This is a genomic window from Flavobacterium sp., assembly GCF_039595935.1.
GTDB lineage: Bacteria > Bacteroidota > Bacteroidia > Flavobacteriales > Flavobacteriaceae > Flavobacterium.
On record NZ_JBCNKR010000006.1, the window covers coordinates 2,621,995 to 2,645,134 of the forward strand.

General features: G+C 32.6%; 24 protein-coding genes and 1 pseudogene. 12 read left to right on the forward strand and 13 right to left on the reverse strand.

All coding sequences use genetic code 11. The features are described 5' to 3' along the window. Positions 1-9 precede the first annotated feature (9 nt). The 6 genes from ABDW27_RS21090 to ABDW27_RS21115 all read right to left on the reverse strand — a co-directional run bounded on the left by ABDW27_RS21090 (position 10) and on the right by ABDW27_RS21115 (position 5,666). Positions 10-1,371 carry an exonuclease domain-containing protein gene (locus ABDW27_RS21090; RefSeq protein WP_343697701.1) on the reverse strand — a complete coding sequence of 454 codons (1,362 nt, stop codon included), beginning with the start codon at positions 1,369-1,371 and terminating at the stop codon, positions 10-12. A gap of 65 nt (positions 1,372-1,436) precedes the next feature. Beyond that, the gene (locus ABDW27_RS21095; RefSeq protein WP_343697702.1) at positions 1,437-2,096 is read right to left on the reverse strand and encodes a YggS family pyridoxal phosphate-dependent enzyme; all 660 of its coding nucleotides are present in this window, start codon (positions 2,094-2,096) and stop codon (positions 1,437-1,439) included. Beyond that, a complete protein-coding gene (locus tag ABDW27_RS21100; protein ID WP_343697703.1) occupies positions 2,087-2,383 on the reverse strand; it encodes a hypothetical protein in 297 nt (98 codons plus the stop codon). Before ABDW27_RS21100 ends, ABDW27_RS21095 begins: the two co-directional genes overlap by 10 nt. Before the next feature lie 235 nt (positions 2,384-2,618). Beyond that, a complete protein-coding gene (locus ABDW27_RS21105) occupies positions 2,619-3,506 on the reverse strand; it encodes a 3-hydroxybutyryl-CoA dehydrogenase (protein WP_343697704.1) in 888 nt (295 codons plus the stop codon). A gap of 90 nt (positions 3,507-3,596) precedes the next feature. Beyond that, entirely contained in the window at positions 3,597-4,562 is a 966-nt protein-coding gene (locus tag ABDW27_RS21110; RefSeq protein ID WP_343697705.1) for a Gfo/Idh/MocA family oxidoreductase, read from the reverse strand. A gap of 105 nt (positions 4,563-4,667) precedes the next feature. Beyond that, positions 4,668-5,666 carry an RDD family protein gene (locus tag ABDW27_RS21115; RefSeq protein ID WP_343697706.1) on the reverse strand — a complete coding sequence of 333 codons (999 nt, stop codon included), beginning with the start codon at positions 5,664-5,666 and terminating at the stop codon, positions 4,668-4,670. Between the two features lie 119 nt (positions 5,667-5,785). Here ABDW27_RS21115 and ABDW27_RS21120 point away from each other — a divergent pair, with 119 nt between their 5' ends. Continuing rightward, entirely contained in the window at positions 5,786-6,427 is a 642-nt protein-coding gene (locus ABDW27_RS21120; RefSeq protein WP_343697707.1) for a protein-L-isoaspartate(D-aspartate) O-methyltransferase, read from the forward strand. Between the two features lie 30 nt (positions 6,428-6,457). On the opposite strand, the gene ABDW27_RS21125 is transcribed toward ABDW27_RS21120, so the two are convergent. The 3 genes from ABDW27_RS21125 to smpB all read right to left on the reverse strand — a co-directional run bounded on the left by ABDW27_RS21125 (position 6,458) and on the right by smpB (position 8,767). Next, the gene (locus ABDW27_RS21125) at positions 6,458-7,507 is read right to left on the reverse strand and encodes a Fic family protein (RefSeq protein ID WP_343697708.1); all 1,050 of its coding nucleotides are present in this window, start codon (positions 7,505-7,507) and stop codon (positions 6,458-6,460) included. 86 nt (positions 7,508-7,593) lie between these two features. Next, entirely contained in the window at positions 7,594-8,235 is a 642-nt protein-coding gene (locus tag ABDW27_RS21130; RefSeq protein WP_343697709.1) for a hypothetical protein, read from the reverse strand. Positions 8,236-8,311: 76 nt separating this feature from the next. Beyond that, a complete protein-coding gene (gene smpB / locus ABDW27_RS21135) occupies positions 8,312-8,767 on the reverse strand; it encodes an SsrA-binding protein SmpB (RefSeq protein ID WP_073414224.1) in 456 nt (151 codons plus the stop codon). A 137-nt stretch (positions 8,768-8,904) separates the two neighbouring features. Between smpB and ABDW27_RS21140 the strand changes: the two genes are divergently transcribed. Then, positions 8,905-9,537, forward strand: coding sequence for an outer membrane beta-barrel protein (locus tag ABDW27_RS21140; RefSeq protein WP_343697710.1), 633 nt, complete (start codon positions 8,905-8,907; stop codon positions 9,535-9,537). Between the two features lie 87 nt (positions 9,538-9,624). Beyond that, complete coding sequence (locus ABDW27_RS21145; protein WP_343697711.1) at positions 9,625-9,849, forward strand: VF530 family protein; 225 nt, start codon at positions 9,625-9,627, stop codon at positions 9,847-9,849. 2 nt (positions 9,850-9,851) lie between these two features. Here the strand turns inward: ABDW27_RS21145 and ABDW27_RS21150 are convergent, their stop codons facing one another. The 3 genes from ABDW27_RS21150 to ABDW27_RS21160 all read right to left on the reverse strand — a co-directional run bounded on the left by ABDW27_RS21150 (position 9,852) and on the right by ABDW27_RS21160 (position 11,920). After that, entirely contained in the window at positions 9,852-10,409 is a 558-nt protein-coding gene (locus ABDW27_RS21150) for a DUF3575 domain-containing protein (RefSeq protein ID WP_343697712.1), read from the reverse strand. Positions 10,410-10,502: 93 nt separating this feature from the next. Continuing rightward, entirely contained in the window at positions 10,503-11,060 is a 558-nt protein-coding gene (locus ABDW27_RS21155) for a GNAT family N-acetyltransferase (protein WP_343697713.1), read from the reverse strand. 8 nt (positions 11,061-11,068) lie between these two features. Further along, on the reverse strand, positions 11,069-11,920 hold the full coding sequence (locus ABDW27_RS21160) for an aldose 1-epimerase family protein (RefSeq protein ID WP_343697714.1): 852 nt from the start codon (positions 11,918-11,920) through the stop codon (positions 11,069-11,071). A 186-nt stretch (positions 11,921-12,106) separates the two neighbouring features. Here ABDW27_RS21160 and ABDW27_RS21165 point away from each other — a divergent pair. Further along, positions 12,107-14,378, forward strand: a pseudogene (locus ABDW27_RS21165) (M1 family metallopeptidase). A gap of 234 nt (positions 14,379-14,612) precedes the next feature. Here ABDW27_RS21165 and ABDW27_RS21170 read toward each other — a convergent pair. Next, complete coding sequence (locus ABDW27_RS21170) at positions 14,613-14,780, reverse strand: hypothetical protein (protein ID WP_343697715.1); 168 nt, start codon at positions 14,778-14,780, stop codon at positions 14,613-14,615. Between the two features lie 202 nt (positions 14,781-14,982). Between ABDW27_RS21170 and ABDW27_RS21175 the strand changes: the two genes are divergently transcribed. The 8 genes from ABDW27_RS21175 to ABDW27_RS21210 all read left to right on the forward strand — a co-directional run bounded on the left by ABDW27_RS21175 (position 14,983) and on the right by ABDW27_RS21210 (position 23,099). Next, positions 14,983-15,630, forward strand: coding sequence for a GNAT family N-acetyltransferase (locus ABDW27_RS21175; protein WP_343697716.1), 648 nt, complete (start codon positions 14,983-14,985; stop codon positions 15,628-15,630). Positions 15,631-15,685: 55 nt separating this feature from the next. Continuing rightward, complete coding sequence (locus tag ABDW27_RS21180) at positions 15,686-16,879, forward strand: argininosuccinate synthase domain-containing protein (RefSeq protein ID WP_073409232.1); 1,194 nt, start codon at positions 15,686-15,688, stop codon at positions 16,877-16,879. Then, positions 16,872-17,849 carry an N-acetyl-gamma-glutamyl-phosphate reductase gene (gene argC, locus ABDW27_RS21185; RefSeq protein ID WP_343697717.1) on the forward strand — a complete coding sequence of 326 codons (978 nt, stop codon included), beginning with the start codon at positions 16,872-16,874 and terminating at the stop codon, positions 17,847-17,849. The genes ABDW27_RS21180 and argC overlap by 8 nt, the downstream gene beginning before the upstream one ends. A gap of 80 nt (positions 17,850-17,929) precedes the next feature. Beyond that, the gene (locus tag ABDW27_RS21190) at positions 17,930-19,069 is read left to right on the forward strand and encodes an aminotransferase class III-fold pyridoxal phosphate-dependent enzyme (protein ID WP_343697718.1); all 1,140 of its coding nucleotides are present in this window, start codon (positions 17,930-17,932) and stop codon (positions 19,067-19,069) included. Beyond that, the gene (locus ABDW27_RS21195; RefSeq protein ID WP_343697719.1) at positions 19,069-19,518 is read left to right on the forward strand and encodes a hypothetical protein; all 450 of its coding nucleotides are present in this window, start codon (positions 19,069-19,071) and stop codon (positions 19,516-19,518) included. The genes ABDW27_RS21190 and ABDW27_RS21195 overlap by 1 nt, the downstream gene beginning before the upstream one ends. A 355-nt stretch (positions 19,519-19,873) precedes the next feature. Continuing rightward, entirely contained in the window at positions 19,874-21,070 is a 1,197-nt protein-coding gene (locus tag ABDW27_RS21200; RefSeq protein WP_343698148.1) for a glutamate-5-semialdehyde dehydrogenase, read from the forward strand. 184 nt (positions 21,071-21,254) lie between these two features. Next, positions 21,255-22,016 carry a glutamate 5-kinase gene (proB, locus tag ABDW27_RS21205; RefSeq protein WP_343697720.1) on the forward strand — a complete coding sequence of 254 codons (762 nt, stop codon included), beginning with the start codon at positions 21,255-21,257 and terminating at the stop codon, positions 22,014-22,016. Positions 22,017-22,145: 129 nt separating this feature from the next. After that, on the forward strand, positions 22,146-23,099 hold the full coding sequence (locus tag ABDW27_RS21210) for an N-acetylornithine carbamoyltransferase (RefSeq protein WP_343697721.1): 954 nt from the start codon (positions 22,146-22,148) through the stop codon (positions 23,097-23,099). Positions 23,100-23,140 lie beyond the last annotated feature (41 nt).

Below are 23,140 nucleotides of genomic sequence, written 5' to 3' on the forward strand. Positions count from 1 at the left end.
TTTGCTTTGTTAAAAATGAAGTATTTTTAATGATTTGCTTTTTCGGATGTAACTTTGAATGATGTTTTTTACATCTCGGTTGTGCTGCATCGGAATGAGAATGTTTTTTAGTATATCAATGTTATTTATTTGGTAATTAAGATCATAATAGGCATAACCCTTGTAAATTCCGTTTTCGATTAATACGGCGCTTCTTTCGTTTACATTTCGGCCTCTGTCGATAAGGATCATGCTTTTGTTTTCAAAACTGTTTTCTGAGATAAACTGCTGTACTCTTAAATTGTAAATTTCGGGAGTTACTTCACCAATACAGGCACCGTCGCATTCTTTGATTTTATACTGAAAACATTCTTTTTTTGTTTCGTATAATCCAGTTAGTTTCTGGCACAAATGATATTTTGCAGTAAATCTAAAAAGTGCATTTTTTCCATCTTGTAAAGATGAAAATGACGTAATTTCTTTTTTACGTCCGTCAGCTTTTTCTAGTTTTAAGTTGATATATCCATTTGAATCTTTCTCAGCATATAAGGCAAAAGGAAAAACGGTTTTCTTTTGGGAACGATTGTATCTCGGACGATTGATTTTTACTTCCTGACTTTCTTTTAGAAGTGCAATTAACTCACTTCCGGTTTCGTCATATGTTATGGTAAAAACTTCAGCTTGAATTCTTTTGCTTTTGGTTGTAATTCCCGTAAAATGCTGATTTACTCTTTTTTTAATATTATGGCTTTTGCCAATATAGATTAAAGTACCACTTTCGTTATAGATATAATAAACGCCGGTTTTTGCAGGCATTTGACTTAAAATATCTAAGAATTTTGGCGAAATTCCTTTTTCTACTTCCAGTTTTATAAAATCTTTTACGATCGTTTTCTCAACATCTTTTTCTAAAAGCATTTTAAAAAGCTTTGTGGTTGCCATGGCGTCTCCGCTGGCGCGATGTCTGTCTGCCATTGGAATTCCTAATGCACGAACCAATTTCCCTAAACTATAAGAAGGCTGTTCTGGAATTAGTTTTTTTGCTAATTCTACTGTACATAGTGTTTTAGCTTCAAAATCATAGCCTAAACGTCTAAACTCAGTTCGAAGGATTCTATAGTCAAAAGAAGCATTATGAGCAACTATAACGCAGTCTGTAGTGATTTCGATAATGCGTTTAGCTACTTCGTAAAACTTTGGAGCAGAACGCAGCATAGCATTATTGATTCCGGTTAGCTTTACTACGAATGGCTGAATCGGAATTTCTGGATTGACAAGACTTATAAACTGGTCAATTACTTCATGTCCATCAAATTTGTAGATGGCGATTTCGGTAATTCCCTCTTCATTAAATTGTCCTCCAGTGGTTTCTATGTCTAGTATTGCGTACAAATTAAGTGTTCAGTTTGCCTGTAGAGCCGCATTTCATTGCGTCTTTACTATAGGTGATTTATAATTTATCTTCCTCCAAAAATGCTGCTTCCAATGCGAACCATTGTGCTGCCGCATTCAATTGCAAGTTGATAATCTCCGGACATTCCCATTGATATAGTGTGCAGTTCGCAGTTTTCAGTTTTCAGTTTTTGAATGGAATCAAAAATCGATTTTAAATGCGTAAATTCTTTTTTGATCTGGTTTTGGTGTTCGGTGAAAGTGGCCATTCCCATTAAACCTAAGATACGAATATTTTTCAATTCCTTAAACTCCACAGAAGTTAAAAGTTCATTTAATTCTTTTTCGTCTAAACCAAATTTAGATTCTTCCTCGGCAATATAAATTTGAAGAAGACAATCTATAATTCTATTATTTTTTAAAGCTTGTTTGTTGATTTCCTGTAATAATTTCAAACTGTCAACGCCGTGAATCAAAGTGACGTACGGTGCCATAAATTTTACTTTATTCGACTGAACATGACCAATCATATGCCATTGAATGTCTTTTGGCATTTGTTCCCATTTTTCAGTCATTTCCTGAATTTTGTTCTCTCCAAAAATGCGTTGTCCAGCTTCGTAAGCCTGCATCAAATCTGAAACAGGTTTTGTTTTTGAAACGGCAACGAGAGTTACGTGTTCAGGTAAACTTTCTTTGATTTTATTTAAGTTTGATGCTATTGACATTTTTCTATTTTCTCTTGTATTCTCAATAAATCTATTTTTTCATCCATTATGATCTTTTCTCCTTTAAGATTTTTAAATTCAGTAAAAATTTCAATTATTTGTTGATCGGAAAAAGTATTTAATGGATTAATTGTGTAATAATCTTTTTTGTTTTTTAGTCTTATATAAAAAATCACACTTTTTAAACCTGAACGAGAAGGTATACCTTTTAGTTCTATTTGGGTTTCTTTTAAGTTAATTTCTTTTGTCAATTTATTATTAAATATTTCACCTTCTAATAATATCATATTTTCATCTAAAGAGATTTTCTGTATGAAAAACTTTTTACTTCTATAAATTGTAACTGAAATAAAAATCGCAAAAAATATTACTTCAATAATCACAGTAAAATAACTGGGAAAATGAAGTTTAAATATTATGGATGAATAGAATAGAAATATTAAAAAGGCGACTATATTTTCTGAACATAAAACACGTTTACTGAATTTTTTCTATTCACCTTCAAATGTTATCATATATTAGTTACATAAACTGCTTCGATATTTTCTCAGCTTTTTTGCTTTCGCTATAATCATAAAAACCTTCACCAGATTTTACTCCCAATTTTCCTGCTCTTACCATATTTACTAATAATGGGCAAGGAGCGTATTTCGGGTTTTTGAAACCTTCGTACATAACATTCAGAATCGCCAAACAAACATCAAGACCAATAAAATCAGCCAATTGAAGAGGTCCCATTGGGTGTCCCATTCCTAACTTCATAACCGTGTCAATTTCATAAACTCCGGCAACACCATTATATAACGTTTCGATTGCTTCGTTTAGCATTGGCATTAAAATTCTGTTGGCTACGAAACCAGGATAATCGTTTACTTCAACCGGAACTTTACCTAGTTTTTCAGATAAATCCATGATGATTTTAGTTACTTCATCGCTGGTGTTATATCCGCGGATGATTTCAACTAATTTCATAATTGGCACCGGATTCATAAAATGCATTCCGATAACGCGCTCCGGATGTGCCACCACAGAACCTATTTGTGTAATTGAAATTGAAGATGTATTAGTTGCTAAGATCGTATTGTGAGAACAAGCTTCGTTTAGCTGTTTGAAAATGTTCAGTTTTAATTCTACGTTTTCGGTTGCAGCTTCGACTACCAAATCAACGCCAACAACACCGTCTTTAATATCTGTATAAGTAATAATATTGGTAATAGTTTTGGCAACTTCATCCTGTGTAATTGTTCCTTTTGCCAGCATACGATCAAGATTGGCAGCGATAGTTGCCATTCCTTTATCTAATGATTTTTCAGAAACGTCGATTAATTTTACGGTAAATCCGCTTTGTGCAAAGGTGTGAGCAATTCCGTTACCCATTGTTCCTGCTCCAATTACAGCTACTGTTTTCATTTTGTTTTGGTATTTAATTTTTAAAAGTTAAGGTTTAAAGAGGCTTTTCTGCCAGCTTTAAACCTTAAAAATAATGAGTTATATTTTTTACTATTTATCGAAACAATCAATAATTTGGTAGGCTACGCGCAAGGCATCTGTAGCTTGTTCTAAAGTTACGACTGGCGTAGTATTAGTGTTAATAGCGTTTGCAAAAGACTCTAATTCGTCTAAAATGGCGTTGTTTTGTTCAACATCAGGATTTGTAAAATAGATTTGTTTTTTTACACCTTCGGCATTTTGAAGAATCATATCAAAATCTCCCGGAACTTCCGGAGCATCTTTCATACGAACTACTTCGCATTTCTTTTCTAAAAAGTCAACCGAAATGTAAGCATCTTTTTGAAAGAAACGTGATTTACGCATATTTTTCATTGAAATTCTGCTTGCTGTTAAATTCGCAACACAGCCATTTTCAAATTCGATTCGGGCATTGGCAATATCCGGAGTTTCACTAATAACCGAAACACCGCTCGCATTAATATTTTTTACTTTTGATTTTACGACACTTAAAATGGCATCAATATCATGAATCATTAAATCCAGAACTACAGGAACGTCTGTACCACGCGGATTAAATTCGGCCAAACGATGTGTTTCAATAAACATTGGGTTTTCGATCATGTTTTTGGTCGCAATAAAAGCAGGGTTAAAACGCTCAACATGACCAACTTGTCCTTTTACGTTGTGTTCTTTTGCTAAAGCAATAATTTCTTCAGCTTCTTCAACCGTATTGGCAATTGGTTTTTCAATAAAAATATGTTTTCCTGATTTTATGGCAACTTTTGCACATTTATAGTGTGAAAGCGTTGGAGTAACAATATCGATCACGTCGACAGCGTGAATGAGTTTTGCAATTGTGCTGAAATTTTTATAGCCAAACTCTTTTGAGATTCTTTCGGCATTTTCCTGATTTTCGTCGTAAAATCCAACTAATTCGTATTTGTCAGATTGTTGTAATAAGCGTAAATGTATTTTACCAAGATGACCAGCACCTAAAACTCCTACTTTTAACATGAGAATGTATTTTAAACAAAAATATAATTTATTTGTCGAACGTGAAAATGTATGTGATAAAGATTCAATAAATTAAAAAACAATCGTTGAATTTACATAATATTTTTATCGAAACAATATATGTTTGGTTATCATATAAAAATAAAAAACTAATAAAGTCCCGAAGCCAATTGCTAAAAATTTAAAATAGCGATCTTCAATCAATCGATCACTTTTTTTATCTACAACATATGTGTCTGAATAGTCGTCATGTAAATTTTTACCCATTAAAAATGTGATACTTTCAAAGGGAACCAATCTCAATAATGTTCGTTTTAAAATCATCGAGAAGGTTGGTGAATTTCCTTCTTCATCTGTTACATAACAAGATGTTATAAATTTTGCTGGTGTGCTTTTAAAAATTGATTCAAACATCAAATAATACATAAACTTTATTAAAGAAAATAAGATTAAAATGTTAATACGATCTTCAAAAGTTGTACTTATATAACCTACAGAACTACTTAACATTCTATATCGTTGTGTGTATTCAATAAAACCAAAAGTAGTAGTCATAATTAACAAAGAATCTATAAAAAGGTTTAAAAAACGTTTGTTTTTTGATGAATTCTGTAAATAGCCCTGATCTGATACCATTTCTTTGCTAGTATTCAAATATCTATTTATAATAAAATAAGACAAAAGTATATATACTATTCTAATTGTTATTCCTGATATTCTATATGTTATATACGAGTTTGTCCAATCTTCAAAAGAAAAAAGAAAAAATACTAATGTTTTTATTCCGCTAATTATTATTAAACTAAAATTGAATAGCAACAATTTAGTTTCTTTATACTTTGAGAAAAAATAAATTATAGTTCCAAATAAAAAAGACAAGTAAAAGAATAAATTTAATAACCCTAATGATGCAGAAGTTGATGTGTACTGATTAATTCTTTCAACTTCAATCATGACTGTTAAACCTGAAAAATAATAAGGAGTAATATTAGTAAAAACTATAAATTCTGAAAATTTTTCAGATCTTATGAATAAGAAAACAATTGATTCTATGATTCCTGATAACGAAAAAAATAAAGATAAAAGGAGTATTGCTTTTTTCATAAAATATTTGATTTACTAAAAATTAAGTTTTGACCAAAAATAGAAATTAATTGATTCAAAAAGTACTTGACATTTGATAATTTGTTTTCTTATTTTTGCGAAAATAAAACCTACTTATTTTGAAAGACACTGCCAAACATCAAGGACTTCGTAATCAATTAGTAACAACTTTAGAACAAAAAGGAATTACTGATAAAGCGGTTCTGGATGCGATTAAAAAAATCCCAAGACACCTTTTTTTAAACTCAAGTTTTGAAGATTTTGCTTATCAGGATAAGGCTTTTCCTATTGGTGCAGGGCAGACGATTTCGCAGCCTTATACAGTTGCTTTTCAATCTCAGCTGCTGGAAGTACAAAAAGATCATAAAATTCTGGAAATTGGTACCGGTTCCGGATATCAAACAGCAGTTTTATTTACTTTAGGAGCAAAAGTGTATACAGTTGAAAGACAAAAAGAATTATTTAAACAAACTTCTATTTTATTTCCGAAACTGAATATTCGTCCTAAACATGTTTCTTTTGGAGACGGTTATAAAGGACTTCCAAATTATGCTCCGTTTGACAGTATTATTGTAACGGCTGGAGCGCCATTTATTCCGCAGCCTTTAATGGCGCAGTTAAAAATAGGAGGAAGGCTGGTAATTCCGCTTGGTGAAGACGTTCAGATTATGACTTTGTTAATCAGAAAAAACGAAACTCAATTTGAAAAACATGAGTTTGGAGAATTTAGATTTGTTCCTTTATTAGAAGATAAAAATTAATGAAAAAGCCCAGTTTTAGCTGGGCTTTTTTTATTGAGTAAGTATCGAAATGTATCTTTCTAAACTTTCTTTTTGTGTTTGAGCTATAAAGAGTAAAAAATCTTCTTTATCTTTTTTAGTCTGAGCTGCTTCAAGAGATTGATAATAGCGCATTCTGTTTTCGTAATCTCCTTTGATATTAGCAATTAAATAGCCTTTTTGCATCAAAATTAAATTCATGATTAATCTCGACGTTCTTCCGTTTCCGTCAATAAAAGGATGGATTGTTACTAATCTTTCATGCATTTCTGCAGCTAAAATAACAGGATGAAGTTTGTTTTTATTAATTTCATACCAATTAAAGTATTCTTCCATTTCTTGTGGAACTAATAAAGGTTGAGGCGGCATGTGGCTGCTTCCTTGTATCATAACCTGAACTTTTCGATACCTGCCGGCATCTTCAGGAATTATTCCTCGAAGTATTAAATTATGAATAGACAAAAGATCACGTTCATTTAACGAATTGCTTTTACTTATTAATTCTTTTATAAAACCAATAGCTTCCTGATGATTTATGGCTTCAAGATGTTCGCGCATGCTTTTTCCTGAAATAGTTAATCCTTCATTAATAACCATATCAGTTTCGCGAAGGGTCATCGTATTTCCTTCAATTTTATTACTTTCAAAGGTATATTCAAGTTCTAAAGCTTGTTTAATTTTGAAACTATCGAATTGTCTGTAAGAATCTAATTTTTCTTTTAGAAGATCAATCTCTTTTAAGATTTTTTCTAAAGATGTAGATAATTTAAGATTTGATACTGTTTTGTTATATTTGATTTCATCCTCTGCAACTTTTAGTGCTTTTAATGCCAAATCATCATCACCAATTTCATAAAGAATTTTTTCTTTAAGCCAGGCAATCATTAAAGTTTCGTAATCAATTTCTAGTAGTTGAGAAAGTTTGATTATCTGATCTTTTGTTGGTTTTCGACTGCCAGATTCAAATTTACTGATCAAAGCCTGATCAATACCAGCAAGCTGTGCTAATTCACGCGTTTTTAATCCTTTTTGTTCTCTGGCATTTTTTAAAAGCGATTTCATAATGATGAAATTTAAAGTCTTGACAAAATTAGTCATTTTTTAAAACATAAAAAAAAGCAACATTTTAAATATTGCTTTTTTTGATTTTATTTTGGAGGCAGAGAACCGTCTTTTCTCATTTCTTTAACTACAGCCTGCATTATAGCATCAACAGTTTGTCCTACATCAGTAACGTAATCAGATCTTGTAGTTCCTGTCCAGATTAGTTTATTTTCTTTTAAAGAAAAAATATTGGTTTCGACCATATAATATGTTGATTCAGAATAATAGCCGGGATCATAGAAAGCTGGCGAATACATTCCGTACCAGTTTCCAAAACCATAACCATACATTCCGGAATATAAACCGTCAAAACCACCGTAATACATTCCTGTATAACTTCCGGGTACGTAAGTAGTTTCTTTTTCTGTACTAACCAAACGCATGGTAACAACGCCGTCGAAGTTTTCGTCTTGCAGGATCTTTAGTTTTTGATCCTGTGTTAGCTTTTTGGTGTCTTCGTTTAAGTATTGATAAGAAGTTTTAAAAATAGGGTTGCTAGCAGCAATTCTGTTTTCTGCTATACGTCTGGAAGCTTCGTCTTTAACTAATGCAACCACTAAAACCTTTTTAAAGTGTTCCTGAGCGACGGTTATTTTCGGATCTCTCCAGCTATTTACAATAGTAGTATTACTGCCACAACCTGAAAGTGACAGAATTACAAACAATAGAATTAAGTACTTTTTCATATTTTACAGTTAATGTTTGTAGTAAAAATAACTATAAAATATTAATTAATAGGTGTTTACATAAAATTAAAAAAGCTTAATTATAAGCTTTTTTAATTCTGTCGAGATCACGTTTTGTGTCTGCTTCTTTTAAAGATTCACGCTTGTCGTAGTTTTTCTTTCCTTTACAAAGACCAATCTGCAGTTTTGCAAGCCCTTTTTCGTTTGTAAATAATTTTAGCGGAACAATAGTAAGACCTTTTGCCTGAACACTTTTATGAAGCGTTTTTAATTCTTTTTTATTTAAAAGCAATTTACGTTCACTTCTGGATTTATGATTGAACTGATTTCCAAACGAATATTCTTCAATATAGGTATTAATTGCAAAAAGTTCCATACCGCTAAATTCGCAAAAGCTTTCGGTAATATTCGCTTTTCCTAATCGGATAGATTTGATTTCGGTTCCTGCCAAAACAATTCCGGCAGTATAAGTATCGATTATTTCATAATCGAATCGCGCTCTCTTATTAAGTATATTGACTGATTTTAACATGGGTACAAAAGTAAGTAAAATTGTAAAACTACCTATGCTCAAATATAATTAAAGATTTCTTTTAATCTATGATTTTAATCAGCTTCAACGCAAAACCTTACGCATAAGTTTGTTCTGTAATTATAAAACAAACTAAAATGAAAAAGATCTTTACATTAATTGGTATTGCATTAATTGGTTTATCTGCAAAAGCTCAGAATCAGGGATTAAAAGGTGCCTGGTTTGCAACTTCGCAATTTGGTTATCAGCAGACAAAAACTGCGGATCAAAAAAATACAAATTTATCTGTACTTCCTGTTGTGGGTACATTCGTAACACCTTCAGTTGCTGTTGGGGCAGGAATTGGATTTATTAATATAAAAGCAGATTCTAATGCCGGAACAGTTGCAAAAACAGACTTATTTGTTATTCAGCCTTTGGCAAGAAAATATTGGAATGTAGCTGGCTCATTGTACTTTTTTGGACAAGCAGCTTTGCCTATCATCACCGGAAAAGAAAAAGAAAGCGAGTTGAAAGTTAATCAGTTTGGATTATCAGTATCGGGAGGTTTTGATTATTTCGTAACGAAAAACTTCTCAGTTGAGTTCTCTTACGATTTGGCGAATTTTACTTCAACAACTCTGGAGCCTAAAAATGGAGAAAAAACGACTGTTACAAATTTTGGATTGGCGCATGTTGCAAATGTTGACCCATTTTATAATACAGCTCTTGCAGGAAGTAACCCAAATCTAACTTCGCCGCTTTCTTTTGGATTTAAGTTCATTTTTTAATTATTGAATTGTTCAGGCCAATTCATTAATTTTGCAAAAAGACCGTTCTGTTTTGAACGGTCTTTTGTGTTATTTAAAATTTATAAAATGGAAAGTAAATCTAAAGACCCGCTTCACGGTATTACACTTCAAAAAATTGTCGAAACTTTGGTTGATTATTATGGTTTTGACACTTTAGGCGAATTAATTCCTATAAAATGTTTCAACTCAAATCCCAGTGTAAAATCAAGCTTGACTTTTTTAAGAAAAACCGATTGGGCACGAAAAAAAGTAGAAGAGTTGTATATAAAAACGCTTCCTAAACTTAGCTGATTTTAATTTAGTTTATACGAAATCATTACGCCGCCACGGTACGGAAGCCATTCGCCGCTTTTGTTCCAGTGTTCTGCAGTTTCATATCTTCCCGGAGTTCCATCGTTATAATAACCGTGGTAAAAGCCCTGGTGCCATCCGCCGCCCGCAAAAATATCCAGTAAAAACTTATCGTTTAATTTAATGTTATAACCAACAGTAACACCTATACGGTAACCAAAACCATGTTCGTATTTGTTTGTGTCCCAGTAGTTCCATTTTTGAAGCTGATAAAAATCGGGACCAATATGACCTCCAAGATAAAATCCGTTGTATTTTTCCTTAAAATGATAACGAACTTCCGGGGTAAAAGTGTAAAATTCCATCGGATTATTTCCGTTAAAAGATTTCCAAAAAGAAGCCATAACATCAAAACTAAAAGTTGTTTTTTCTCCAATGCTGGTTTCTATACCAATGTTTGGAATACCTACTGCGGCAGTTGCTCCGTTAAATTTTATAAAAGTCTGACTTTGTAATTGAATAGATAAAAAGAGAATAATAAAGGCGAATAATTTCTTCATGGTATTTTTTGTGATTGCGGCCGCAATTTGTTTTCGGCCACAAATATAACGCAATACTAGGTTTACTATTGCAGTATTTGATGTTTTTAAGTATTATTTTTTATCAGAAACTAATAAAGAATAAATTACTTTGTCCAGAAATTTGCCTTCCCAAAATTCTGCTTCACGTAAATGTGCCTCTCTTACAAAACCGCATTTTTCTAATACCTTTTCAGAAGCTGCGTTTTCAGGATCTATAACCGCTTCTATCGAATGTAATTTTAAATCTTCAAAACCATATTGTATTAATCGGTTTACGGCTTCGGGAATAATTCCTTTTCCGTGAAAATCAGGCGAAAGCATATAACCAATTTCGGCACGGTGATTTTCGGGCTGCATTCTGTAATACCCAATTATGCCCAAAAGTTTAGGGTTTCCTTTTAAAGTTATGCCCCAATTTACGCCAACATTCGAATCGATTTTTTCATCAATCATTGTAATATGATCGAGAGCATCCTGATTGTTTTTTACCAATGGACGCGGGATATATTTCATAGTTTCAGGATTCGAACGTAATTCGAAAACTTCATTAACATCATCATTTGTAATTCTTCTTAAAAGCAAACGCTCTGTTTCGATTACAGGAAATGGGTGAAAGTTAAATTCTATCATTTTTTAATTTATAAAATTTTGATACTGAATTGAGAATGAAAAGTCTGATCTACATCTAAAACTAAAATCCCTTCTTTTTTAAACAAATCTCCTGTATTATCTGCTGTGTCAGAATAACCAAACCAAGGTTCGATACAAACAAAAGGAGCCTTATTTTTTGTCCAGATTCCTAAACTCGGAAAATCTTCAAAATCAACCTGAATATAAGGTTTAGAATTTTCCAGAATCGTAAGTGAATTTGATTCTAAGGTTTTAAAAACCAAAGCATCATTCTCAAAAAGTTTATAATTTAAAGGAACAATATTTCCTGTCGTTTTTAAAGTTTCGGTTTTATTCGAAATTAAATCATTTTCAAGAAGATTATATTTCAAAGATTCTTCTTTTTCAAACTTAAAAGCATAATTTTCAAAGTTTTCAGGAAGTGCAATTGCAGGATGCGCACCTATAGAAAACGGCATTTTTGATTCACTTTTATTGATAACAATGTATTCAATATTTAGTGAAGTATTTTCGATTGTATAAATAAGCTGCAGTTCAAACTCAAAAGGATATTTTTTTAGAGTTTCAGCATTTGATTCTAAAGAAAAAACAGCACTGTTTCCTGTTTTTTCAACCAGCTGAAATTCCATATCTCTGGCAAAACCATGTCTTGGCAATTGATATTCTTTTCCATCAATCGTATAAATATTATTTTTTAAAGTACCCACAATCGGAAAAAGAACAGGTGAGTGTTTACCCCAGAAATCAGGATTTCCTTCCCAGATATATTCTTTGTTTTGATTGTCTTTTAATGAAAATAATTCAGCTCCGGCATTTTTAATTGAAGCTTTAAGTATTGAATTTGATATAGTTGTGTTCAAAATAGTATAATTGAAAGAAATTAGTTTTAAATCCAGATGTAAATATATTTTATAAATTTTATTTTTTTAGGAAAATGCTTCAATTTATTTTTTTAATAAATTTTTGCTAAAATTAAATTTATGCTTTTGGTTTTCTCTGTAAATAGCTTTTTTTTCATTAATTTGCTACATAAACAGCTAAAAAATATGAAAAAACAATCTTCAAGAGCCTTACTAACCATGGCTTTGTTTGTTGGAGTTTCTTCTGTATGGGCGCAGCAAACGCCTTCTGCTACAGCAGCTACCCCAGCAAATAATTACAATTATCATGATGCATTTGCACCAAATTTTTACACTAAAAATGGTACTTCTACACGTACAGCAAGTGGTCAGCCGGGAGTTGAATATTGGCAGAACAGAGCCGACTATCAAATAACGGCAAAGCTAAACGGAACTACAAATGAAATTATTGGTACAGATGAAATTACCTATACTAATAATAGTCCTGAGAAAATGTCATTTTTATGGGTGTATCTGGATCAAAACTTATTTAAAGACGATTCTAGAGGAAACGCTGTTGTGCCATTGACAGGAAGCCGTAACGGAGCTCAGGGTCAGGTTTTTGATGGAGGAAATAAAATAAAATCAGTAAAAGTAATTTCTGTTGGAAAAAAGAAAACAGAAGTTGACGCAAAATATATTATTACAGATACAAGAATGCAGATTTTTCTTCCGGAAGAATTAGGCTGCAAAAGGAGCTTCTGTAAAAGTTAAAATCGAATTCTCATTCATTGCTCCGTTTGAAGGATCAGACAGAATGGGAGTTTTAGAAACCAAAAACGGAAAAATCTTTACAATTGCACAATGGTACCCGCGTATGTGTGTATTTGATGATGTAAAAGGATGGAACACAGCACCCTATTTAGGAGCGTCTGAGTTTTATTTAGAATATGGAGATTTTGATGTTAAATTGACAGTTCCGGCAGATCACTACGTTGTCGCTTCTGGAGAATTAGTAAACGGTTCAGAAGTTCTTTCTGCAGAACAGTTAAAACGTTACAATGAGGCTTCTCAAAGTGACAAAACGGTTATGATTCGTACGGCAGAAGAAGTTGCAGCAACAGCAAATACAAATGCTTCTGCAGAAAAAACATGGCATTATAAAATTAAAAATGCACGTGACTTTTCTTGGGCTTCGTCACCAGCTTTTATTTTAGATGGAGCAAAAATCAATTTACCAAGCGGTAAAAAATCATTGGCATTATCTGCGTATCCTGTAGAAAGTGCAGGCAGAGATGCTTACGGACGTTCAACTGAATATGTAAAAGCATCTATCGAAAATTATTCTAAAAGATGGTTTGAATTTCCTTATCCTGCAGCAACAAACGTAGCAGGTAACGAAGGCGGAATGGAATATCCAGGAATTGTTTTCTGCGGATGGAAATCGAAAACAGATGATTTATGGGGAGTTACAGATCACGAATTCGGACACATTTGGTTCCCGATGATTGTAGGTTCAAATGAGCGTTATTTTGCATGGATGGATGAAGGTTTTAATACTTTTATCAATTCTGTAAGTTCATATGACTTTAATAATGGTGAGTACAAACAGCCTGCTTCAAACTTACACGAAGATGCTGAATACATTACAGGTGTAAAATTAGAGCCAATTATGAGTTCTCCAGATAACATGAAAGAAGCTAATATTGGTGTTTTATGTTATGTAAAACCAAGTGCAGGTTTAGTTATTTTAAGAGAACAGGTTTTAGGACAAGAGCGTTTTGATAAAGCGTTACGTACTTATGTTGAGCGCTGGGCTTATAAACATCCAACTCCGGATGATTTCTTTAGAACAATAGAAAATGTTGCCGGAGAAGATTTAAGCTGGTTCTGGAGAAGCTGGTTTGTAAACAACTGGCGTTTTGACCAAGGAATCAATTGGATTAAATATGTGAAAAACGATCCGGCAAAAGGTGTAATTATCAATGTTGAAAACTTTGACAAAATGCCAATGCCAATTGTTTTAGACGTTAAAACAAAAAGCGGAAAAGTAACAAGAGTTAAATTACCTGTGGAAATCTGGCAGCGTAATAACGACTGGTCTTTCAAACACAATTCAACTGAAGAAATTGAAAGTATTACTTTAGATCCAGACAACGCTTTTCCAGATTATAACGACAGTAATAATGTTTGGAAAGCGGGAAACGGAAAAATTGAAAAAGATATTATTCTGGATGGATATCTGGGAAGTTATGTTACTGCTAAATCTCCTTTAACAATTGAATTAACGGAGAAAAACAGCACTCTGCATGCAGAACTTCCAAATTATCCACAATTCACTCTTTCTCCGGTAGCAGGTGAAAAAGATACATTTGAATCAAAAAGAGCCGGATTAAAATTCAAATTTAACGAAGCCAAAACAGCTTTTGATATGACACTTACAGGAAACGGACAAGTAATTCCGTTTACGAAAAAGTAATTATTTAAAATAGAAATATTCAAAACCCGATAATTAGAAATAGTTATCGGGTTTTGTTTTTTTGTTTCAAGTTTTAAGTTTCAGGTTTCAAGTTTCAGGTTTCAAGTTTCAGGTTTCAGGTTTCAGGTTTCAGGTTTCAGGTTTGCGTAATCAAATTAAAACCTTAGAACCTTAGCAACTTAGAATCTCAGTATCTTTCAAAAAATAACTTTTCATTAAAAAAATGTTAGAATTTTAATTTTTTGTTTTGTGAATTAAAAAATAATGTACTTTTGCACCGATGAATAAAATAAGTTTACATACAACTTCTTTGTCACGGACAAACTCACCGATTACTTCTCCCGAAGTACGGACGCTATCTCTATAGTGTTCACTGAGTTTTATAGCCGTATATTTATTCATATCCATTTTTCATTTTGAAATCACATAATTTGTCCATTGGACAAACATATCCTAAAAGTATTTATTATTTTGTAAATTTTCTTGATCAAGTTTTTGATTTTGAGAATGTTACTTCTGTTTTGCTTAATTTTATTGGATTCAATTCTGGATTTCAAACGAATCAATATGCTTTAATTTTTAACTCTAACTTCAATTATTGAAAATGAAGATCTCTATTGTTGTTACCCAGGAAGAACACTTCAAATTCGCACAGGAAATTTGCGATACTATAGAATCATCTGCCTTGTTAAGAGGTACAGGGATTGCTAAAAGAACTCCTGAGTACATTCAGAAAAAAATGTCGAATGGTGATGCAATGATTGCTCTGGCCGATGGAAAATTTGCAGGTTTTTGTTATATCGAAAGCTGGGAACACGGAAAATTCGTAGCGCATTCAGGATTAATTGTACATCCTGATTACAGAAGTTTAGGTTTGGCAAAAAAAATCAAATCGAAAGTTTTTGATTATTCTTTACAAAGATATCCGGACGCTAAAATATTCGGAATTACAACTGGTTTAGCGGTTATGAAAATTAACTCAGAACTAGGTTATAAACCAGTTCCATTTTCAGAATTGACAACCGATCCGAGTTTCTGGGCGGGCTGTAAAACCTGTACTAATTTTGAAATTCTGCAAAGTAAACAAAACAAAATGTGTCTTTGTACCGGAATGTTATACGACCCAAAAGAAAAACAAAAAACACCGCCAAGACATCCTTTTAATGAGGCTGTTTTAAGCAGACTTAAAAAAATTAAACAGGCTTTATTCTTAAACAAAATATTGTCATTTATTTTTTTATTCAAAATTTAATCAAAAAGAAATCTCAAACTGCTACATACGAAAGTATTAGCCTAAATTATAAAAAATGAAAAAAGTAGTATTAGCTTATAGCGGAGGATTAGATACCTCGTATTGTTTGAAATATTTAAAAAATGAAAAAGGATACGAAGTTCACACTGTTCTTGTAGATACAGGAGGATTTTCTGCTGAAGAATTAACAGCTATTGAAAAAAGAGCTTATGAGTTAGGAAGTGCACAACATGCTAACTTAACTATTTTAGATAAATATTACGATAAAGCTATCAAATACTTGATTTTTGGAAACGTATTAAAAAACAATACATATCCATTATCTGTAAGTGCAGAGCGTGTTTTTCAGGCAATTGAAGCTATAAAATATGCAAAAAAAGTAGGAGCAACTGCAATCGCGCACGGAAGTACTGGTGCAGGAAACGACCAAATTCGTTTCGATTTGATTTTCCAGACTATTGCTCCAGAAATCGAAATCATTACTCCAATTAGAGATTTAAAATTATCAAGACAAGAAGAAGTTGACTATTTGGCTCAAAACGGAGTTCACTATTCTTGGGAAAAAGCACAATATTCTATCAATAAAGGACTTTGGGGAACAAGTGTTGGAGGAAAAGAAACTTTAACTTCAAGTCAGCCATTGCCAAGTGAAGCGTATCCTTCGCAATTGCAAAAAGAAGGTGAAGAAAAAGTAACGCTTCATTTTGAGCAGGGAGAATTAGTTGGTTTAAACGGAAAAACAGATAAACCATCAAACAATATTGTAGCTCTTGAAAAGCTGGCAAGTGCTTATGCAATTGGTAGAGATATTCACGTTGGAGATACTATTATCGGAATTAAAGGAAGAGTTGGTTTTGAAGCTGCAGCTCCATTAATTATCATCAAAGCACACCATTTATTAGAGAAACATACTCTTGGAAAATGGCAGCAATACTGGAAAGAACAATTAGGAAACTGGTACGGAATGTTATTTCACGAAGGTCAGTTCTTAGATCCGGTTATGAGAAATATTGAAACTTTCTTGCAAGACACTCAAAAAACAGTAAATGGAACCGTAACAGTTTCATTAAAACCATATCATTTCTCACTTGACGGAATCGAATCTGAAAATGATTTAATGAACACAGGTTTTGGTCAGTACGGAGAAATGAACAATGCCTGGACATCAGACGATGCAAAAGGATTTATCAAGATTTTAGGAAATGCACAAAACATATTCTCATCTGTAAACAAATTAGATCATGATTAATGTCGGAATTATTGGTGGTTCGGGCTACACGGCCGGAGAACTTATCAGAATTTTAATGTATCATCCAAAAGTAAACATCGATTTTGTTTACAGTACAACAAATGCTGGAAAGCCACTTTCTGTAGCGCATCACGATTTGATGGGCGATATCGAAATGAATTTCACAGATATAATAAATCCAGATGTAAATGTGGTTTTTTTATGTTTGGGTCATGGAAAATCAATTTCATTTTTGGAAGAAAATGCATTTGCAAGTCACACGAAAATTATCGATTTAGGAAATGACTTCAGACTGAATAAAGATGCTCATTTTCAAGGAAAAGATTTTGTTTACGGTTTACCTGAATTGAACAAAGCAGAAATCAAAAAAGCAAATTATATAGCAAATCCAGGTTGTTTTGCAACAGCTATTCAGTTGGCTTTATTGCCATTAGCTAAAAATAATATGTTAAATAATGATGTTCATATTAATGCTACAACAGGAAGCACAGGAGCGGGCGTAGGTCTTGCCGAAACTTCTCATTTCAGCTGGAGAAACAATAATATGTCACATTACAAAGCCTTTGAACACCAGCATTTAGGTGAAATTTCAGAAAGTTTGGTTCAGCTGCAGGATGATTTTGACAGCGAATTGCTTTTTATTCCGAACAGAGGAGATTTTCCAAGAGGAATTTTTGCAACGCTTTATACATTATGTGATGATAGTTTGGAACAATTGGTTGCTAAATATGATGAGTTCTACAAAAACGAACCTTTCGTAACCATTACCACAACAAACATCAACATGAAACAGGTGGTACAAACGAATAAATGTATTATTAGTTTATTGAAAAAAGGAAACCGGGTTCTCATAACATCAATTATAGATAACTTAACCAAAGGTGCTTCAGGACAAGCAATTCAAAACATGAATTTAATGTTCGGATTAGAAGAAACTACAGGTTTAAATTTGAGGCCAAGCGGATTTTAGATTGTTGGTTAACCGTTTAATCGTTAATTCGGTTAATCGATTAAACAAATCAACGATTAAACAATTAAACAAAACAAAAAATGAACTTATTCAACGTTTACCCATTATACGACATAACTCCAGTAAAAGCAGTAGATTGTACAATTATTGATGACAAAGGAGTAGAATATTTAGATTTATACAGCGGACATGGTGTGATTTCTATTGGACACACACAGCCGGATTATGTAGCAAAACTTAAAAATCAAATTGATAATTTAGGATTTTATTCTAATGCCATTCAGAATCCTTTACAGGTGGAATTGGCGCAGAAATTAGGAAAACTTTCAAGTCTTGAAGATTACGAACTGTTTTTATGCAGTTCTGGAGCTGAAGCAAACGAAAATGCTTTAAAATTAGCTTCTTTTCATAACGGAAAATCAAGAGTTGTGGCTTTTGATAATTCTTTCCACGGAAGAACTTCTGCAGCCGTTGCCGTTACTGATAATAAGAAAATTGTTGCGCCGATTAACGCACAGCAAGTAGTTACTTTTTTACCTTTAAACCAAATCGACTTAGTTGAAGCTGAATTAGCTAAAGGTGATGTTACAGCAGTGATTATTGAAGGAATTCAGGGAGTTGGAGGTTTAGACCAAGGAACAACAGAATTTTTTCAGGCTTTAGAAAAAGCATGTAAAAAACACGATGTGGTTTTAATTTTAGACGAAGTGCAATCAGGATATGGAAGAAGCGGGAAATTCTTCGCGTTCCAACACCACGGAATCAACGCTGATATTATTTCAGTTGCAAAAGGAATGGGGAACGGATTTCCTGTTGGAGCCATTTTAATTTCTCCAAAATTCGAAGCAAGTTTCGGATTATTAGGAACAACTTTCGGCGGAAGCCACTTGTCTTGTGCAGCAGGAATTGCGGTTTTAGATGTAATTGAAAAACTAGATTTACAGAAAAATGTAAATGAAGTTTATGAATATTTCTTAGAGAAAATCAAAGAAGTTGAGGGAATCAAACAAGTAAAAGGAAAAGGTTTAATGCTTGGAGTTGAGTTTGATTTTGATGTAGCTGCTTTAAGAAAGAAATTAATTATCGAAAAACACATTTTTACAGGAAGCGCCAACAATAAAAACCTATTAAGAATTTTACCGCCGTTGACTGTGAAAAAAGCAGATATCGATACGTTTGTAAAAGCTTTAAAAGAAAGTTTAGAAGAACTTAAAAACTAATGAAAGTATTAAAATATATTTGGGTAGCATTGTTAATAATTAGCATTTTACTACCAATGTTGCTTTTTTTGAACCCATTTGTTTGGGGAATGAGAAGAGCTCCTGAATATATTCCTTCTGAGCGACTTGAAAAGGTTTTATTAAAGATGGATGAAGAGATTAATAAAATCGAAAGAACAGAAATTTATACCTATAATAATGAACCTAATTTATGGTATTTGAGAGATTGTGAGAATCAAAAACTAGATTCTCTTAACAATTTTAAAATAGATCTAACTGAAATTAAAAGTGATTCTTTTATCAGGGAAAAAATTAAAAAATATGCGCCATTAATTGAGAAAGAAATAGAATGTAAATGTTATGATTCTTTGATATTCTCCTATCAATTAAGAGTAAGTGAACATGATTTAACAGAAGTAGCTGTTGGATTTAAAATTAAGTCAAAATGAAAAATAGTTATTTAATTTCATTTCCATTTCTCAAATTTCAATCAATAGTTTATTTGTTTATTATTTTTTGGGCAATTTTAATTAAAAATATTCAAAGTCTGTTTGTTGTTTTGAAGTACACAGAAGAAATTAGCGTAATTCTTTTTTTTATGTATATTTTGGTTGTATTAGGTTCAGTTATTTTGTTGATAATGCAGGTTTTACAGATATACTTTTCTTTGAATAATAGTTTAAAAAAGAAAATATGGATAGTAGCGAATATTGTACTTTATTATGGGGTTTTATTTGCAGATTTACTTTTATCAACACAAATTAGATTTTAATTAACCGCCAAAAAACAACCAACCAATTAGAAATTATGAATCCATTATCAATTGAAAAACGCAATTTAGTTTTGCGGACTATGGCAAAGCTGGTCGAGCAGGAGCGGAATGAGATAATCCTAACGAATCAGGAAGATCTTGCCGATTACGACGGTTCAGATTTAGCGATGGAAGAACGCCTGAAAGTAGATGATAAAAAAGTTGATGAAATGATTTTATCACTTAATCAGTTAGCTTCACAGGAAGATCCCGTTGGAGTTGAACGTTTTCATTTTACTCATGATAATGGTATAAAAGTGGTGAATAAAACTGCCGCTTTCGGAACGATTTTAATTATTTACGAATCTCGTCCGGATGTTACAATCGAAGCAGGTGGAATCGCTTTTAAATCCGGAAATAAGATTTTATTAAAAGGAGGAAAAGAATCTTTAAAATCAAATTTGAAAATCGTAAGTCTATGGCACAAAGCTTTAGAAGAAAACGGAGTTTCAAAAGATTGGGTGGAATATCTGAATTATAACCGAACAGAAACTCAGGCTTTCTTAGAAAAACCAACTCAAAAAGTCGATTTAATAGTTCCGAGAGGCGGAGAAAAACTTATCGAATTTGTAAAAGCGCATGCCACTTGCCCAGTAATTGTAAGCGGGCGAGGAAATAATTTTGTTTACGTTCATGAAGATGCAGATACAGATTTAGCTTTAAAAGTAATTTTAAATGCTAAAACTGCTAAAATATCAGCTTGTAATGCATTAGATAAAGTTTTGATAAATTCTAAGCTTCCAAATTTTGAAGGGTTTACAGCTATGTTAATCGAAGCTTTAATCGAAGCAAAAGTAGAAGTTATCGTTGATAAGTCTTTAGAAAATTTTGAAAACACGAAAGCAATAGAAAACGAAGATATTTGGTATGAAGAGTTTCTAGATTATAAAATCGTAATCGGAACTATTGATTCTCAAGATCATGCCATTGATATGATTAATAAATACTGCGGAGGACATTCAGCAGCAATTATTACGAGAGATAACAATGTTGCACAGCAGTTTATGGAATCAATAGACGCAGCAGCAGTTTACCAAAATGCTTCAACTCGTTTCACAGATGGCGGACAATTTGGTCTTGGTGGAGAATTAGCGATAAGCACTGATAAATTGCACCAAAGAGGTCCAATTGGTTTACAGCATTTAGTAACCAATAAATGGTATGTTTACGGAGAAGGACAAATAAGATAATTTTAGAGTTCAGATTTTAGATTGGTGATTAACGATTTTTGATATCAGATTATTGGAATTTGGAATTTATTTATTGGAATTTAACTGTAGATAAAGCTTTGCGAACTTAGCGTTTTGTAAACACAAACAACATAAAAAAACCTTGCGCACTTTGCGGTTAAAAAATCGCAACAAAACAACAACAATGAGCAAAAAAAGGATTTTATTAAAAATAGGAAGTAATACTTTAACCAAAGAAACCAATCATATTTCGCGGGGAAAGATTGAAGATCTTGGAGTTCAGATTGCGGCTTTAAACGATGAATATGAATTTATCATAGTAAGTTCTGGAGCAATTGCGGCAGCAAAACAGTTTGTAAAACTGGATAACCAAGATAAAGATGTTTTTGTAAAACAAGCTTTAGCTTCAATCGGACAGCCACATTTGATGCGGATTTACAATGAGAATTTTAAAGATTTAGGATTAAATACCTCGCAGTGTTTACTTTCTTATTCTGATTTTGAAAAAGAACAGACCCAAAAGAACATTGTAAATACGATTAATGTATTAGTCAAAAACAATTACATTCCGATTATCAATGAAAATGATACCGTTGCCACAGATGAGATTCGGTTTGGAGATAATGACAAATTAGCGGCTTTAACTGCGGTATTACTAAATGTTGATATTCTGATAATTGCAACCAACACAAACGGAATTTACACGAAAGAATCAATTCATAATGAAGTTCCAGAAACAATTAAATTGGTAAATGATTTAAAAACGCTAGAAAAAGAAATCGGAGAATCAAAATCATCACATGGAACAGGAGGGATGCAGTCTAAAATAGAAGCGGCCGCAATTTCAAAAGCAGCCAACATCGAAACCTGGATTGTAAATGGATTGAATGATAATTTTATTTTAAAGGCGTTGAAGGACGAGATTCCTTTTACGAAAATCGTTTAACTGTTTAATCGTTAATTCGGTTAATCGATTAGAAAATGAACATAAAAAAGCAAAAGGATAAAGTTAGATTTGTTTAAGCAACAAAACAATTAAACAAATCAACGATTAACCGATTAAACAAAAAAACAAATGAACTATATATCAATAAAAGAAATCAACTCATTATCAAAATGGGTAAAACAAGCGATCAAAATCAAAAAGAACCCGCTTAAAAATCAGAGTTTAGGAAAGAATAAAACTCTTGGAATGTTATTCTTCAATCCAAGTTTAAGAACGCGCTTAAGTACTCAGAAAGCGGCAATGAACTTAGGAATGAACGTTATGGTAATGAACTTTACCAATGAAGGATGGACATTGGAGTTCGAAGATGGAGCAGTTATGAATTCTGGCGCTTCAGAACATATTAAAGAAGCTGCAGAAGTAGTTTCGCAATATTGTGATATTATTGCCATTCGTGCTTTTGGAGGTTTAGTTGACAAAGAAAAAGATTATCAGGAAACTGTAATTTCAGGATTCTTGAAATATGCTACAGTGCCAATTGTAAATATGGAAAGCGCTATTCGTCACCCATTACAATCGTTGGCAGATGCAATTACAATGGAAGAATTCAAACCTAGACACAAAAACAAACCAAAAGTGGTTCTTTCTTGGGCGCCGCATCCAAAAGCTTTGCCTCAAGCAGTTGCCAATTCATTCGTAGAAATGATGCAAATGCAAAAGGATATGGATTTTGTAATCACGCACCCAGAAGGTTATGAGCTAAGTCCAGAAATCACAAAAGACTGTACAATCGAGTACGATCAAGATAAAGCTTTCGAAAATGCTGATTTCGTTTACGTAAAAAACTGGAGTAATTTCAACGATTACGGAAAAGTAACCAACAGCGATTCAAATTGGACAGTTACGGCTGAAAAAATGGCCTTAACCAACAACGGGAAATTCATGCACTGTCTTCCGGTTCGTCGTAACGTAATTGTAAGCGACGAAGTTCTTGATGGCGAAAATTCAATCGTAATCGAGCAAGCAAATAACAGAACGTATTCAGCACAATTAGTTTTACAAAAGATTTTGAAGAAATTGTAAATTTAAGTGACAAAGAAATAAAGTTACAAAGTGACAGAGGC